Below are 14830 nucleotides of genomic sequence, written 5' to 3' on the forward strand. Positions count from 1 at the left end.
AGACGACGATGCTCGCGCAGGGGACCTACGACGCCGACTACATCGCAGACTGCCGGGCTCAGGTCGAGTCCGAGATCGCGGCGTTCGACATCGCGCGATCCGACAGCGACGTCGACGACACCGCGCTCGACGACCTCGAGGTGAGCTACTTCGCCGCGCTCGTGCTCGCGCTCGAGATGCGCTTCGTGCACCGGCTGCGCGCCAAGGAGGGCAACGACGGCAACGCGCTCAACGAGGTGCGCCTGCTGGCCCAGTCGCTCATGGCGAACGGCGGCCGGATGGTCGAGGACCCGAAGGTCGCGCTCGACCCGCAGCGCACCGTGCTGCACACGCGTCCGGGTGAGGACATCGTCGTGCGCTACGACGACTTCGTGCGCCTGTCCCGCGCGTTCTTCGCTGAGATCGAGGCCCGCTACGTCGCCGACTGACGCGGTGCGCCGGGTGGCGATGCGTTCGCTCTGAGCGAACATGCGCCCGGTGCGCGTTCCGCTCCGGGGAGTGCCGCGCGTAGCGCGTCTGCGGTGTCACCGGCCACAGGAGCCGGCGACCGGCGCCACTGCCCAGGCGTCCGTCGGCATTCGGGTGATGGTGAGCAAACCGCCCAGAGCGTGCCTTTCTGTCCTGCCAGACTGCCCGGGCCGGGGGGTGGCCCTCCTGCAGCGCCCGACGCCGGGCGAGACACGAAGGGTGAGCGGATGACCAGGAGAATGTGGTTCCGAGGCCTCGCGACCGCGGTGGTTGCGGCTACCGCGATCGCAGTCAGCGTCCCGGCAAGCGCCTCGACGCGGCTGAACGACGTCCAGTGGGGCAAGGCGTGCACGAGTCGTGACTTCTACGCCACCGTGAGCGCCAACGCCGAGCCGGACGGTCAGCCCAAGATCGACCTCGTGGGCCTCAAGTTCGGAGCTCGGCTCGACCTGTTGTGCGGCGGGGTCACGAAGGTCTGCATCCAGGGGCGCGTCACCGGCACGTCGTCGGCTCTCGGTTGGGCCGGATCGACGCCGTTCGGCGGGCTCCCCCTCGCGTTCGCGAGCTCGAGCATCTCGGGGCTCACGACCAAGACGCCGGTGTTCAACGGCACCTCGTGCTACAGCACGTCGAGCAGCACGTTCACCAAGTCGATCACGCTCGCGTCGGAGCAGGGGTACGTCTTCACCGGTGGTCGGGTGAAGCTGAAGCAGGTCAAGATCGAGTCGCGGGCCTACGTGGTGGTCAGTGGCGCGACGTACTACACGCCGTGGGCGAGCCAGACCTACTCCAACCCTCTCGTCTGATCTCGTCGAGCCCGCGCCGGCAAGCCCTCCCGGGCGGCTCGGCGTCACGTGGGTGGGTCGGCGCGAGCGCCGACCCACCCACGTGGGCCGAGGGCGATGCTGGGTACCACGACCTGTCGGCCACGGCCTGACCGCCGGTCAGTGGTCGTGCCGCGCAGCAGCTCCCGCTGACGAGTTGCAGGTCGCTCGCCCGTCTAGCTCGCGTCGTGCTGCCACGAGCGCCAGAGCGCCGCGTAGTCGCCGCCCGCCGCGACGAGCTCGTCGTGCGGGCCGATCTCGGTGATCAGGCCGCCGTCGACCACGGCGACGCGGTCGGCGTCGTGCGCAGTGTGCAGGCGGTGCGCGATCGCCACGACCGTGCGACCCGCGAGCACGCCGTTGAGCGAGCGCTCGAGGTGCCGCGCGGCCCGCGGGTCGAGCAGCGACGTCGCCTCGTCCAGGACCAGCGTGTGCGGGTCGAGCAGCACGAGCCGCGCGAGCGCGATCTGCTGGGCCTGCGCCGGCGTGAGCGGGGCACCGCCCGAGCCGATCTCGGTCGCGAGGCCCTCGGGCAGCGCGGCCACCCAGCCCCACGCGTCCACCGCCTCGAGCGCACGCCGCAGCGACTCCTGCGACGCGTCCGGGTCCGCGAGCCGCAGGTTGTCCGCGACCGTGCCGACGAACACGTGGTGCTCCTGGGTCACGAGCGCGACGTGCCCGCGCAGCTCCTCGAGCGGCAGGTCGACGAGCGGCACACCGCCCACGCTGACCGTCCCGCCCGTGGGCGGGTGGATGCCGGCCAGCATGCGGCCGAGCGTGGACTTGCCCGCGCCGGACGGACCGACCACGGCGAGCCGCTCACCCGAGCGCAGGTCGAGGTCGATGCCGTGCAGCACGTCGTGGCCCTCGCGGTACGCGTAGCGCAGCTCGCGCGCCGTGACGTCCTCGTCGACCGGGGTGCCCTCGCGCGCCTCGCGGTCCGGCTCCACGAGCCGGATGCCGACGATGCGTGCGAGCGAGGTCGCCGCGACCTGGATCTCGTCGAGCCAGAAGATCAGGTCCCAGACCGGCCCCGACACCTGGTACGTGTAGAGGACGATCGTCGCGACGACGCCCAGCGACACATGACCCTGCGAGACGAGCCAGCCGCCCCACAGCAGCACGGCGACGGGCGCGGCGGTGAACGCGAAGTCCACGCCCGGGAACAGCCCGGTGCGCAGGTTGAGGGTGACGCGCTCGGCGTCGAACGCCTCGCGCAGGTCATCCTCGACGCGGGCCTCGCGGCGCGGGCCCATCCGCAGCGCGTCGACCGTGCGCGCGCCCTCGACCGACTCCGTGATGGTGCCGTTGAGGGTCGCGTACGCGGCGGACTCGCGCAGGTAGGCAGGCGTCGCGCGGCGCAGGTACCAGCGCACGACCGCGAGCATGACCGGCACGCCCACGAACATCGCGAGCGCGACGAGCGGGGACAGCACGACGCACGCGACCACCGTCAGCGTGATCGTCACGATCGCGACGATCACGCGCGGCACCCCGAAGCGCACCGCGTTCTGCAGCTTGTTGACGTCGTTCGTCGTGCGGGCGACGAGGTCACCCGTGCCCGCCCGCTCGACCGTCGACAGCGGCAGCGACGTCACCGTCTCGATGAACTCCTCGCGCAGATCGGCGAAGACCATCTCGCCGAACAGCATCGAGCTGCGCTGCGCGAACCGCGTGAGCACGGTCTGACCGAGCACCGCGCCTGCGCCGAGCGCGACGAGGCTGTTGACGTAGCCGGTCGTCGTGCCGTCGGCGACCGCGTCGACGAGCCGGCCGAGGATCCACGGCCCGGCCAGGCCGAGGATCGCGGCGCACGTGTGCAGCACGGCGATGCCGCTCAGCGGCCGGCGGTGCGCGCGCAGGAGGTGGAGCGCGTACGCACGGACCGTCGCCGCGTCGGCGATGGGCAGCTTCACGACCGTCCTCCTCTCGTCTCGGTGGTCCCGGCGGTCTGGCCGTCGAGCTGACCGTTCATCAGGGCGTCGAACGCCTCGTCGGCGATCGGGTCGTCGCGCGTCACGTCGGCGTGACTCGTCACCAGCGCAGGGACGCCGTGGGGCGGCGTCTCGTCGTCCAGGTGACGTTCCACGACGCGCCGGTACGCGGTGCCCTGCTCGTCCGGGCGGGCCAGCAGCTCGGCGTGCGTCCCGGTGGCGACCACCCGGCCGTCCACCAGGAGCTGCACCTCGTCGACGTGGTCGAGCACGAGCGGCGACGCCGTCACGATCAGCGTCGCGCGTCCCCGGCGCTCGCCGGCGAGCCGGGCCGCGATGCGCGCCTCGGTGTGCGCGTCGACCGCGGACGTCGGCTCGACCAGCAGCAGGATCTCCGGGTCGAGCAGGAGCGCACGTGCGAGCGCGACGCGCTGGCGCTGACCGCCCGACAGGGACCGCCCCTTCTCCGGGATCTCACCCGCGAGCCCGTCCGGCACGGAGTCGAGCACGTCGTGCGCGTCCGCGAGCGCGATCGCGCGCAGCAGACGCTCGGCGTCGCCCGGGCCGTGCACGTCGAGCTCGTTCGCGAGCGTGCCCGAGAACAGGTGCGGCGTCGCCTCGGCGAGCAGGATGCGCTCGCGCACGACCTGCTTGTCGAGCTCGGCCAGCAGCACGCCGCCCAGGCGCACCGGTGTGTCGACCTCGGCCTCGTCGTCGAACCGGCCCATGCGCGTGGCGACCGCCGCCGACTCGTCGGGGTCGGCACAGACCAGCGCGCTGACCCGACCGGGCCGGACCGTCACGCCCGACGTCTCGTCGACCAGCGGCACCCCTGCAGGGGGCGGCGCCTGCGTGCCCGGGCGCGCGCCCGTGGCCGGCACCACGCGCAGGACGTTGAGCACCTTGCCCGCGCCGACGTGGGCGCGCGTCGCGGACTGCACCGTGTACGTCATCTGCTGGACCGGCCACGCCAGGAACGCGGCGAAGCCGTACGCCTGCACGAGCTGCCCCGGGGTGATCTCGCCCGTGACGGCCAGGTGCGCGCCGTACCAGATGAGCACCACGACGAACGCGCCCGGCAGCAGCACCTGCAGCGCGTCGAGCCAGGACTGCGTGACCGCGACGGCCTCGCCCTTGCGCCGCACGAGCTGCGACTGCTCGCGGTAGCGGGCCGTGAACACGCCCTCGCCGCCGATCCCGCGCAGGATGCGCAGGCCCGAGACGGTGTCGGAGCCGAGCGTCGTGAGCCGGCCCGACGCCTCGCGCTGCGCCGCCTGGCGGCGCTGCAGCGGCTTGACCAGCGCCGCGATGCAGATCGTGACGGTCGGCAGGCCGAGCACGACGATCAGGCCGAGCGACACCGAGGTGCGCAGCATGACGAACGCCGCGATGCCGTACGCCACGATCGAGCCGATGAAGCGCGGCAAGGTGTGGAAGATCTCACCGATGCGCAGCGCGTCGTTCGCGACGGCCGAGACGACCTCACCCGTCGGCAGCTCCGCGGTGATGGTGTGTCCCGAGCGGGCGACGCGGCGGCCGACGAGCTGGGACGCGGCGAACGAGGCCCGCAGCCAGTTCTCGACGTCGAAGCGGTGGCCGATCGCCGACGCCGCGGCCGAGATCACGCCGAGCCCCGCGAGCGCACCGGCGGCCCGCACCAGGTCCGAGCCGAACCCGTGCGCGAGGCCGGAGTCGATCGCGTGGCCGGTCACGTACGGCAGCGCGGCCTGGCACGAGAACATGAGGACGCCGAGCAGGACGCCGGCGGTGAGGATGCCCCACTGCCGGCGCGCCTGCCAGAGCAGGTACGCCACGGGCCCCGTCAGAGGCGGGGTACCCGGGTCAGCCAAGGGGAGGGATCGCACTCGTTCCACGTTACGGGCGGGTACTGACACGGCTCGACTGCTTTTCGCCGGTCCGGCCGAGAGTCGCTACGAGGCCGGTGCGCAGCAGGTGGACGGCGGCCGGAGCAGCGGGGTGCGGCGACTACCCTGGGGGGGTGACTCAGACGCCTGAGCAGCCGACAGCTCACCGCCCGGTCCTCGTCGTCGACTTCGGCGCGCAGTACGCCCAGCTCATCGCGCGCCGCGTGCGCGAGGCGAACGTGTACTCCGAGATCGTCCCGCACACCGCGAGCGTCGACGCGCTGCTCGCGAAGGACCCCGCCGCGATCATCCTCTCGGGCGGTCCGTCGTCCGTGTACGCCGACGGCGCCCCGTTCGTCGACCCCGCGCTGTTCGAGGCGGGCGTGCCGGTCCTGGGCATCTGCTACGGCTTCCAGGCCATGGCGCAGGCGCTCGGCGGGACGGTCGCGCAGACGGGGGTGCGCGAGTACGGCGGTACCGCGGTCGAGGTGACCGCGTCCGGCACCGTGCTGGCGGGCAGCCCCGAGCAGCAGACCGTGTGGATGAGCCACGGCGACGCGGTGCACGCCGCGCCCGAGGGCTTCGACGTGCTCGCGACGAGCGAGGGCTCGCCCGTCGCCGCGTTCGAGAACCGCGAGCGTCGCCTGTTCGGCGTGCAGTGGCACCCCGAGGTCAAGCACTCGCCGCTCGGGCAGAAGGCGCTCGAGAACTTCCTCTACTCCGGCGCGGGCCTGACGCCCGACTGGAACCCGGGCAACGTCATCGCCGAGCAGGTCGAGCGCATCCGCGCGCAGGTCGGCGACGCGCGCGTGGTCTGCGGGCTGTCCGGCGGTGTCGACTCGTCCGTCGCGGCCGCGCTCGTGCAGCGCGCCGTCGGTGACCAGCTGACGTGCGTGTTCGTCGACCACGGGCTGCTGCGCGCGGGCGAGGCCGAGCAGGTCGAGAAGGACTTCGTCGCCTCGACGGGCGTGCGGCTCAAGGTCGTCGACGCGCGTGCGCGGTTCCTGCAGGCGCTCGCGGGCCACACCGACCCCGAGACCAAGCGCAAGATCATCGGTCGCGAGTTCATCCGCGTGTTCGAGGACGCCGCGCGCGAGGTCGTCGCCGAGTCGGGCGAGTCGGGCTCCGAGGTCAAGTTCCTGGTCCAGGGCACGCTGTACCCGGACGTCGTGGAGTCCGGCGGCGGCGAGGGCGCGGCGAACATCAAGTCGCACCACAACGTGGGCGGTCTGCCCGACGACCTGCAGTTCGAGCTCGTCGAGCCGCTGCGCACGCTGTTCAAGGACGAGGTCCGCGCGGTCGGTCTCGAGCTCGGCGTGCCCGAGGCGATCGTGTGGCGCCAGCCGTTCCCCGGCCCCGGCCTGGGCATCCGCATCATCGGCGAGGTCACCGCGGAGCGGCTCGACGTGCTGCGGGCCGCGGACGCGATCGCCCGCGAGGAGCTCACGAAGGCCGGGCTCGACCGCGAGATCTGGCAGTGCCCCGTGGTGCTGCTCGCCGACGTGCGCTCGGTCGGCGTCCAGGGCGACGGCCGCACCTACGGCCACCCGATCGTGCTGCGGCCCGTGTCGTCGGAGGACGCCATGACGGCCGACTGGACCCGCATGCCGTACGACGTGCTCGCGACCATCTCGACGCGCATCACCAACGAGGTGCCCGAGGTCAACCGTGTCGTCCTCGACGTCACGAGCAAGCCGCCGGGCACGATCGAGTGGGAGTGACGGCCGGAGTGGGGGACGTGGGGAAGGACCAGGACGTGACGACGGACGCTCAGACGCCGACAGGCCCCGCCACGCCGACCGGCCCCGCTGCGCCGACCGGCACTGCCACGCCCACGGCGTGGAGCCGCAAGGCGCGGGGTGCGGTGACGCGTTACCGCGTGCTGGCGTGGATCACCGGGACGATGCTGCTGCTGCTCTGCGTCGAGATGGTGCTCAAGTACGTCGTGCACGCCGACGACGTCGCGGCGACGTTCGCGTGGATCCCGTTCGCGCACGGGTGGATCTACGTGGTCTACCTCGTGACGGTGTTCGACCTGTGGGCGACGATGCGCTGGACGTTCGGGCGGCTGGTCACCATGGCGCTCGCGGGCGTCGTGCCGGTGATGTCGTTCGTGCTCGAGCGCCGCGTGCACGCGCAGGCGCTCGCGCGCGTGGAAGCCGCCGAGGCCGCGCCGCCGGCCGTCGGCTGACCCGACCCCCGGCGCGCACCGCCACCCCTCTCGCGTGAGCACGCACGGGCGGCGCCGACGCCCGCGCGACGCGCCGGGAACGTCCCGGAAGGCCCGTGCGCGTGCGGTTCGTCCCCAGATCGCTACAGTCGACCTGCAGGAACGTTCATGCGCACGGCGCACGGCCCCTGCACCCGTCGGGTGACCGGGGATCGCTCGAGAGAGGGGAACCGCACGTGGCGACCACTGCAGGTAAGCGCGGAGCTCGGGGGCTCGGCCTCTGGGTCATCGTCTTCGGGATCCTGTTCATCGTGGCCGGTGCGGTCACGTGGGGTCTGGTGGCGAGCAACCTCGCCGCCGAGAAGATCACCGTCTCCGACGACGCCTCGGCCTTCCAGGGCCAGCTCGTCGACACGCCGTGGGAGGCGTGGGTCCAGGCCGACATCATCAACCACCATGCGCTCGACGCCTCGGGCGGCAAGACCTACGCCGAGCTGGACCGTGAGGACCCGACGCGCGAGACGATGATGACCGCGTCGTTCCTGAGGGCGTCGCTGTTCACCTCGGTCGTCGCCTTCGGCGTGGCCCTGCTGGTCGTGGGCATCGGGGTGGTCCTGCTGCTCATCGGCTTCGCGTTGCGACGCCTGAGCCCGGTCGACGTCGACGACACCGTGGTCCGGACCGACTCGGCAGGACCCGCGCCGGTCGCGGCCCCCGTCGCGGCGCCCGCTCGGCCCGTGACCGCAGCCCCGGTCACGACGGCAGCTCCGGTCACGACGGCAGCGCCCGCGGCGCCGCCGGCCACCACGCCGCCTCCGACGACGGCACCTGCGACGACCGCGGTGCCGCCCACGACGACGAGCACGACGGCCGCCCCGCCGCCGTCCGCCCCGCCGTCGCACGTGGCGCCGGACCCTGTGGTCGACCCGGACCGCGACGAGCCGCGCGCCTGACGGCCCGGCTCCGGTCTGCGCCGACGCCGCCGACGCCGCCGACCTGAGCACGCACGAGGGCCCCTCATCCCGCCGGTGGATGAGGGGCCCTCGTGCGCGTGCGGTCAGCGGCGGCGACGAGCGCCCGAGACGATCGAGCCGACGAGCAGCGCGACGCCCGCACCGGCGACCAGCACGATGGCCGCGACGTCGACGTCGATGTGCCGCCCACCGGCCCAGGCGAGCACGCCGACCCCCAGGACCGCGAGGACCAGGCCCCACACGACGGTCCCGACGCGCGGTCCGCGCTCGGGCCGCTCGACCGGGGCGACGGGCGCCGGGTCGTGCGTGGCCGGTGCCGAGGACGACTGCGTGGTCGGCGCCGCGTCGTGCGCCGGCAGGTCCGTCAGCGTGGGCGCGGTCGGACCGTCGGCGGGCTGTGCTCCCGGCTCGGCGCCGAGGACCTGCGTGCGGTCGTCGTCCCCGGAGGCTCCGGTCGTGGGCTTCGGTTCGGTGCTCATGAGTTCTCCCGGGTGATCGTGACCTCGCCGGCGCCGACGGAGACGTCGAGCGACAGCTGAGCGCCGCCCGCCTCGCTCGCGTCGTCGCGGAAGGTCGTGTCGTCCATGCGGACACCGCTCGCGCTCTTGTACGCGCCGTCGACGTCCCACACGACCTTGCCGAGCCCGACGCGCACGGTCGCCTCGACCGCGGCGTCCTCGGGGACGACGATCTCGACGCGGCCTGCCCCGACGGAGACGGGGATCTGCAGCAGCTCGTCGGTCACGGGGACGTCCGACAGGTCGAGCACGGCCTCGCCCGCACCGAAGTGCAGACCCTCGGCCGCGTCGGCCCGCGTCGTGACGAGCACGGGCTGGTCGGCGCGGTGGATGCCGCCGTCGTCCCACGTCCAGTCGCGGTGGGTCGTGACGCCCGCGGGGAGCGAGACGAGCAGCGCGACGATCGCGAGGAACCCGAGCGAACCGCTCGTGCGGCCGCGCAGACCGGAGACCACGATGCCGACGCCCGCGAGCACGGCGGTCACGCCGAGCGTCGTGAGCAGGACCGGGCCGTCGAACGTGCCCGCGCGCTCGGCCGCGAGCAGGCCCGCGAGCGTGAGCAGCGAGAGCGCGACGACGATGCCGGTGCTCGTGGCACCGGGGCCCCGCCTGCGCGGCGGCTGGGGGCGCGGGGGAGCGGTCGGCGCGGGACGCGACGCGTACGCGGTCGGGCCCGGGCCGTACGGGGCACCGGCCGGGGGAGTCCCGTAGGTCGGGTGTCCGTAGGTCGAGCCGGCGTAGGCCTGAGGCTGGGCGGGCGCGCCGTAGGAGGACGTGGACGGCGGTGCAGTCGAGGCCGTCGCGTACGCGGGTCCGGTGGCGGTCGCGGACGCGTAGGGGGCGCCGGGCCCGTACGGCGTGGTGCGCGCCGCGCCCGACGAGGCGGGCGTGCCGTACGGCGGCACGGCACCCGGACCGTAGGGCGTCGCGGGACCGTGCGGCGCGCCCGGGTGCGGCGGGCCGCTCGGCGTGCGGTGGCGCGAGATCAGGACGGGCACGGCGATGACGACCGCCACGATGAACGCGAGCCACAGCAGACCGGACAGCACGCCGGACACGCCGTGCGCCCAGCCGGGGCCGGCCACGCCCCACCAGCCGTCGCCGCGGCCGAGGCCGGTGACGAGCAGCGCGGCGACGCCGAGGATCGCGATGTCGAAGCGCCCGGCGAACAGCTCCTCGGCGTGGATGCGGCCGTCCCGCCGTTCGGGCAGCAGCGCCCAGCCGAGCGCGTAGGCCACGGCGCCGACCCCGGACAGCAGCGTCGCGACGACGAGGAGGCCGCGCACGATCAGGGGGTCGATGCCGAGACGCTCGGCCACGCCCGCGCACACGCCGCCGACCCATCGGTCGTCCGACCGCACGACGCCGAACCGGCGGATCGAGCCGAAGAAGCCCGCTCCGCTCGGCGTCGGCGCCGGACCGAACCCGGCCGGACCAGGCCCAGCGGGACCAGGCCCAGCGGGACCAGCACCAGCGGGACCAGAGCCCGAGGGACCGGAGCCCGCAGGGCCCGAGCCGGTAGGACCGGAGCCCGTAGGACCGGAGCCCGCAGGGCCTGGAGCCGCGGGGCCCGAACCGGCGGTGCCGGGGGCAGCCGGGTCGGCGGTCGCCGCACCGGGCGTCGGGGTCTCGGCGCCCGCCGGGCCGGACGCGGGGCGCTCGTCGGACGACGACGCCGGGGCGCTCGTGGCGTCCGGCGTCGGGTCCTGCGGCTGCCCCGGACCAGGAGTCGTGGGTGGGGTCGTGTCGTTCATACCGACGATCGTGGCGTGCCGCGCCCCCGCGGCGACATCGGGTGCCCCCCTGACTCGACCCTGAACCTGGCTCCACGGACCCCTGGTCCTCACCCTGGAAGTCCGCCGGACGGCCCGTTCGCCGTGCCCGCACGGCGCGATGACGTGTGACGATGCGGGTGTGGACATGACCGCCCAGCCGAACCTGCACCCGGGTGCCGGTCCCGTGCGCGCGCCTCGCGGGGCGTTGCGCCGGCCCGAGCGCGGGCGCTGGTTCGCGGGCGTCGCCTCCGGTGTCGCGGCGCACCTCGGGCTTCCGCTGCCCGCGGTGCGGGTCGCCTTCGTCGTGCTGACCGCGCTGGGTGGCGTCGGCGTCGTGCTGTACGCGTTCTGGTGGCTGACCGTCCCGGTGGGTGACCCGTGGGGTGCGGCCGCGGCCGCACGGCCGAGCGCGCTGTCGCGGATCGCGAGCCGGCCCACCGACGCCGAGCGCCCGTCGCGCCGGTGGCCCGTCACGGACATCGCGGTCGGCGTGCTGCTCGTCGCGGTCGCCGGCCTGCTCGTCGCGCTGCGCGAGGACCAGCTCGACGCGGGGTGGGTGCTCCCCGTGCTCGTCGTGCTGGCCGGTGCGGCGCTCGCGTGGAGCCAGCTCGACGAGGTCGCGCGCGGCCGGCTGCGCAGCCGGGCCGGCGGACGCACGCCGTCGTCGGTCGTGCGGCTGCTCGGCGGTGTGGTGCTCGCCGGCGTCGGCGTGCTCCTGCTCGTCGGGCAGGCGACCGGTCCAGGGGTGGACGCTGCGACGTTCGCGCAGTCCGTCGTCGCCTCGATCGCGGTGCTCGCGGGCGTCGCGGTCGTCGTCGCGCCGTGGTGGCTGCGTCTGTGGCGCGCGCTCGCGGACGAGCGGGCGGCCCGCGCGCGCGAGTCGGAGCGGGCGGACATCGCGGCGCACCTGCACGACTCGGTACTGCAGACGCTCGCGCTCATCCGCGCACGTGCGGACGACCCCGCCGAGGTCGCGCGGATGGCCCGCGCCCAGGAGCGCGAGCTGCGCGAGTGGCTGTACGACGACCGCCCGGCCCCGGGCACGTCGCTGGCCGCCCAGCTGCGGGACGTGGTCGCCGAGGTCGAGGACTCGCGCTCCGGGCCGGGCGGCGAGCCGGTGGCCGTCGAGGCGGTCGTCGTCGGCGACCGCGTGCCCGACGAGGCGACCGCGGCGCTGCTGCAGGCGACCCGCGAGGCGTTGGTCAACGCGGTCGTGCACGGCCGCCCGCCGGTCTCGCTGTACCTCGAGGTGGGTTCCGACGAGGTCGAGGTGTTCGTCAAGGACCGCGGCGACGGGTTCGACGTGGACGCGATCGGGCCGGACCGGTTCGGCGTGCGGGAGTCGATCATGGGGCGCGTGCGGCGGCGCGGCGGGACGGCGAAGGTGACGAGCCGACCGGGCCAGGGCACCGAGGTGCACCTGTCGATGCCGTTCGTCGCGATCCCGCAGGTCGCGGTCGAGCAGGTGGCCCCCGAGCAGGACCCGTCGGTCGCGCCCCAACCGGCGCCCGGGACGGTGGAGGAGGAGCGATGACGCAGCAGGTGCCGGCCGTGCCGGCCGTCGACGTGGTGCTGGTGGACGACCACCACCTGTTCCGGACCGGGGTACGCGCGTCGCTCGACGACCGCGTGCACGTCGTCGGCGAGGCCGCGAGCGTCGACGAGGCGGTACGCGTCGTGCGCACGCTGGCGCCCCCGGTGGTCCTGCTCGACGTGCACCTGCCGGGCGGCGACGGCGGTGGCGGTGCCGAGGTCATCCGCGCGTGCGCCGACCTGACGGGCACGCGGTTCCTGGCGCTGTCCGTGTCCGACGCGGCCGAGGACGTGGTCGCGGTGATCCGTGCCGGAGCGCGCGGGTACGTGACCAAGGCAATCGACGGCCCGGCCCTGAGCGACGCGGTCCGGCGGGTCGCCGACGGCGACGCGGTGTTCTCGCCGCGACTCGCGGGCTTCGTGCTCGACGCGTTCGGCGCCGCTGCCGGCGACGTCGCGACGGGCGACGACGAGCTCGACCGGCTCAGCGCGCGCGAGCGCGAGGTGATGCGGCTGATCGCGCGCGGGTACACCTACCGCGAGGTCGCCGCCGAGCTGTTCATCTCGATCAAGACGGTCGAGACCCACGTGTCCGCGGTGCTGCGCAAGCTGCAGCTGTCGAGCCGGCACGAGCTGACGCGGTGGGCCGCGGCGCGGCGGCTGCTCTGACCGACGGGGGTGCTCGACCCTGGCGCCCTGACCTCGGCCGTCGGGGCATCGGGACCGGGTGACCTCCCGTACCCTGTGCGGCATGGAGCTGCTGAAGAACCTGCTGGTCGTCCTGCACCTGCTCGGGTGGGCCGTCGTGCTCGGCGGCACCCTGGTGAACATGCGCACGCCCAAGATCGCCCAGGGCGTGCTGCACGGGGCGCTCACCGCCCTCGTGACCGGCATCCTCATGGTCGGCGTCATCGAGATGGGCGACCTGTACGAGCCCAACCAGATCAAGATCGCCGTCAAGCTGCTCATCGCGCTCGCGGTGACCGCGCTCGTCGTCGTCGGCCAGCGCCGGCCCGAGAAGGTGACGACCGGCTACCTCGGCGCGATCGCCGGGCTGACGGTCGTCAACGTGGCCGTCGCCGTGCTCTGGCGGTGACCTGCGGTGTCCCCCGATAGGGGACTCATCACCGGCTGAGCCCGACCGATAGGGCGTGGGACACGTCCCCCGGCGCCCGGAGCCAGCCATGCGCATCTCTTCGATGTCGATCGTCCAGAAGCTCGCTGCCCTCGTCGTCCTCACGGCCGTCGGTCTGGCGGCACTGACCGTGACCGCGGTCGTGCGCGCGGAGCACCGGCTCATGGCCGAACGCCGGGCGGCGGTGCAGCAGGTGGTCGAGGCGGCGCTGGGGGTCGTCGAGCGGTACGGCGCGCTCGCGAGCTCGGGCGACCTCAGCGAGACCGCCGCGCAGCAGAGCGCGATCGACGTGATCTCCGGCATGCGCTACTCGGGCGACGAGTACTTCTGGATCAACGACATGACCCCGACGATGGTCATGCACCCCGTGAAGCCCGAGCTGGACGGCACCGACCTGTCCGGTCAGGTGGACCCCGACGGGACGCAGATCTTCGTCGAGTTCGTGGACGTGGTCCGGTCCGAGGGCGCCGGGTTCGTCGCCTACCAGTGGCCCAAGCCGGGCGCGGAGGACCCGCAGCCGAAGGTCTCCTACGTCACGGGCTACGAGCCGTGGGGCTGGGTGCTCGGCTCGGGGGTCTACGTCGACGACGTGCGCGCGACCGCGCTGGCCGACGCGCGTGGCCTGTTCGGCGCCGGGGCCGCCGTGCTGGTCGCCGTCGCGGTCGTCGGGTTCGCCGTGTCACGGTCGGTCGTGCGTCCCGTGAACGAGGCGACGCGGGCGCTGACCGACGGCGACGCAGGCGCTCGCCTGCCGGTCGGGTCCGGGCGCACCGAGCTCGACCGCCTCGCGATCGCGCTCAACACCACGCTCGACCGCTCGGCGTCGGTCGCGTCCGACGTCGACTCCGCGTCGCACGAGCTGCTCGCCGCGGCCGAGCGCCTGGTCTCCTCGGGCGACGAGCTGGGCGACGCCGCGGCCGACGCCGCCGCGCGCACGAGCGAGGCGGGCGTCTCGGCACGCAGCGTGAGCGAGGGCATCGACACCGTGGCCGCCGGGACGCACCAGATGGGCGCGTCGATCGGTGAGATCGCCGCGAACGCGGCCGAGGTCGCGCGGATCGCCGCGCACGCCGTCGAGGCCGCCGGACGCACCAACGAGACGGTCGCGACGCTGGGCGAGTCGTCCGCCGAGATCGGCTCGGTCGTCAAGGTCATCACCTCGATCGCGGAGCAGACGAACCTGCTCGCGCTCAACGCCACGATCGAGGCCGCGCGCGCCGGTGAGGCGGGCAAGGGCTTCGCGGTCGTCGCCGGCGAGGTCAAGGAGCTCGCGTCGGAGACGGCCCGGGCGACGGGCGACATCGCCCAGCGCGTCGAGTCCATCCAGGAGGCCGTCGCCCGCGCGGCCGCCGAGATCGGCCAGATCACCGAGGTCATCGCCAAGATCAACGACTACCAGACGACCATCGCGGGCGCCGTCGAGGAGCAGACGGCGACGACGAACGCGATGGCCGCCGCGGTCACCGAGGTCGCCGAGGGCGGACGTCGCGTGGCGTCGGTGCTCGAGGACGTCGGCGCCGCGACCGCGCGCACGAGCGGCGAGATCGAGACCATCCGGTCCGCGGCGCACGAGCTCGGGTCGACGTCGCACCGGCTGCGCGAGACCGTGGGGGCGCTCGCCGTCTGACCCGTCA

The 14830-nt window shown here is 74.1% G+C and carries 13 protein-coding genes; 9 read left to right on the forward strand and 4 right to left on the reverse strand.

Features of this window, described 5'->3' with window-relative positions; translation table 11 throughout:
* Positions 1-8 precede the first annotated feature (8 nt).
* Positions 9-428, forward strand: coding sequence for a hypothetical protein (locus CPE01_RS09775; RefSeq protein WP_146806457.1), 420 nt, complete (start codon positions 9-11; stop codon positions 426-428).
* 267 nt (positions 429-695) lie between these two features.
* Entirely contained in the window at positions 696-1274 is a 579-nt protein-coding gene (locus tag CPE01_RS09780) for a hypothetical protein (protein WP_146806458.1), read from the forward strand.
* 194 nt (positions 1275-1468) lie between these two features.
* On the opposite strand, the gene CPE01_RS09785 is transcribed toward CPE01_RS09780, so the two are convergent.
* Positions 1469-3208: an ABC transporter ATP-binding protein gene (locus CPE01_RS09785; protein ID WP_146806459.1), complete on the reverse strand. Its 1740-nt coding sequence runs from the start codon at positions 3206-3208 to the stop codon at positions 1469-1471.
* The gene (locus CPE01_RS09790) at positions 3205-5091 is read right to left on the reverse strand and encodes an ABC transporter ATP-binding protein (protein ID WP_146806460.1); all 1887 of its coding nucleotides are present in this window, start codon (positions 5089-5091) and stop codon (positions 3205-3207) included. Before CPE01_RS09790 ends, CPE01_RS09785 begins: the two co-directional genes overlap by 4 nt.
* A 134-nt stretch (positions 5092-5225) precedes the next feature.
* Between CPE01_RS09790 and guaA the strand changes: the two genes are divergently transcribed.
* The 3 genes from guaA to CPE01_RS17015 all read left to right on the forward strand — a co-directional run bounded on the left by guaA (position 5226) and on the right by CPE01_RS17015 (position 8214).
* Positions 5226-6812 carry a glutamine-hydrolyzing GMP synthase gene (gene guaA / locus CPE01_RS09795; RefSeq protein ID WP_146806461.1) on the forward strand — a complete coding sequence of 529 codons (1587 nt, stop codon included), beginning with the start codon at positions 5226-5228 and terminating at the stop codon, positions 6810-6812.
* Between the two features lie 35 nt (positions 6813-6847).
* Complete coding sequence (locus tag CPE01_RS09800; protein WP_146806462.1) at positions 6848-7282, forward strand: DUF3817 domain-containing protein; 435 nt, start codon at positions 6848-6850, stop codon at positions 7280-7282.
* Between the two features lie 215 nt (positions 7283-7497).
* Positions 7498-8214 (forward strand): hypothetical protein, encoded by a 717-nt coding sequence (locus tag CPE01_RS17015; RefSeq protein ID WP_371861993.1) that lies wholly within the window; start codon positions 7498-7500, stop codon positions 8212-8214.
* Positions 8215-8318: 104 nt separating this feature from the next.
* On the opposite strand, the gene CPE01_RS09810 is transcribed toward CPE01_RS17015, so the two are convergent.
* Together CPE01_RS09810 and CPE01_RS09815 are read right to left on the reverse strand one after the other, a co-directional pair.
* A complete protein-coding gene (locus CPE01_RS09810; protein ID WP_146806463.1) occupies positions 8319-8714 on the reverse strand; it encodes a hypothetical protein in 396 nt (131 codons plus the stop codon).
* On the reverse strand, positions 8711-10675 hold the full coding sequence (locus tag CPE01_RS09815) for a PspC domain-containing protein (protein WP_307723691.1): 1965 nt from the start codon (positions 10673-10675) through the stop codon (positions 8711-8713). The genes CPE01_RS09810 and CPE01_RS09815 overlap by 4 nt, the downstream gene beginning before the upstream one ends.
* Here CPE01_RS09815 and CPE01_RS09820 point away from each other — a divergent pair.
* The 4 genes from CPE01_RS09820 to CPE01_RS09835 all read left to right on the forward strand — a co-directional run bounded on the left by CPE01_RS09820 (position 10674) and on the right by CPE01_RS09835 (position 14823).
* Positions 10674-12062, forward strand: a complete 1389-nt coding sequence (locus CPE01_RS09820) for an ATP-binding protein (protein ID WP_146806465.1) — start codon at positions 10674-10676, stop codon at positions 12060-12062. The genes CPE01_RS09815 and CPE01_RS09820 overlap by 2 nt on opposite strands.
* Positions 12059-12730 carry a LuxR C-terminal-related transcriptional regulator gene (locus CPE01_RS09825; protein WP_146806466.1) on the forward strand — a complete coding sequence of 224 codons (672 nt, stop codon included), beginning with the start codon at positions 12059-12061 and terminating at the stop codon, positions 12728-12730. The genes CPE01_RS09820 and CPE01_RS09825 overlap by 4 nt, the downstream gene beginning before the upstream one ends.
* A gap of 82 nt (positions 12731-12812) precedes the next feature.
* On the forward strand, positions 12813-13157 hold the full coding sequence (locus CPE01_RS09830; protein ID WP_146806467.1) for a hypothetical protein: 345 nt from the start codon (positions 12813-12815) through the stop codon (positions 13155-13157).
* Positions 13158-13245: 88 nt separating this feature from the next.
* Positions 13246-14823 carry a methyl-accepting chemotaxis protein gene (locus tag CPE01_RS09835; RefSeq protein WP_146806468.1) on the forward strand — a complete coding sequence of 526 codons (1578 nt, stop codon included), beginning with the start codon at positions 13246-13248 and terminating at the stop codon, positions 14821-14823.
* The last annotated feature ends 7 nt before the right edge of the window (positions 14824-14830 follow it).

The organism is Cellulomonas persica, from assembly GCF_007989825.1.
Classification (GTDB): domain Bacteria; phylum Actinomycetota; class Actinomycetes; order Actinomycetales; family Cellulomonadaceae; genus Cellulomonas; species Cellulomonas persica.

Excerpts from the sequence above, each read along its gene's own strand:
- CPE01_RS09830 (WP_146806467.1), top strand. The coding sequence starts at position 12,813 with ATGGAGCTGCTGAAGAACCTGCTGGTCGTCCTGCACCTGCTCGGGTGG.
- CPE01_RS09775 (WP_146806457.1), top strand. The coding sequence starts at position 9 with ATGCTCGCGCAGGGGACCTACGACGCCGACTACATCGCAGACTGCCGG.
- CPE01_RS09825 (WP_146806466.1), top strand. The coding sequence starts at position 12,059 with ATGACGCAGCAGGTGCCGGCCGTGCCGGCCGTCGACGTGGTGCTGGTG.
- CPE01_RS09815 (WP_307723691.1), bottom strand. The coding sequence starts at position 10,675 with ATGTCCACACCCGCATCGTCACACGTCATCGCGCCGTGCGGGCACGGC.
- CPE01_RS09810 (WP_146806463.1), bottom strand. The coding sequence starts at position 8,714 with ATGAGCACCGAACCGAAGCCCACGACCGGAGCCTCCGGGGACGACGAC.
- CPE01_RS09820 (WP_146806465.1), top strand. The coding sequence starts at position 10,674 with ATGACCGCCCAGCCGAACCTGCACCCGGGTGCCGGTCCCGTGCGCGCG.
- CPE01_RS09780 (WP_146806458.1), top strand. The coding sequence starts at position 696 with ATGACCAGGAGAATGTGGTTCCGAGGCCTCGCGACCGCGGTGGTTGCG.
- CPE01_RS09835 (WP_146806468.1), top strand. The coding sequence starts at position 13,246 with ATGCGCATCTCTTCGATGTCGATCGTCCAGAAGCTCGCTGCCCTCGTC.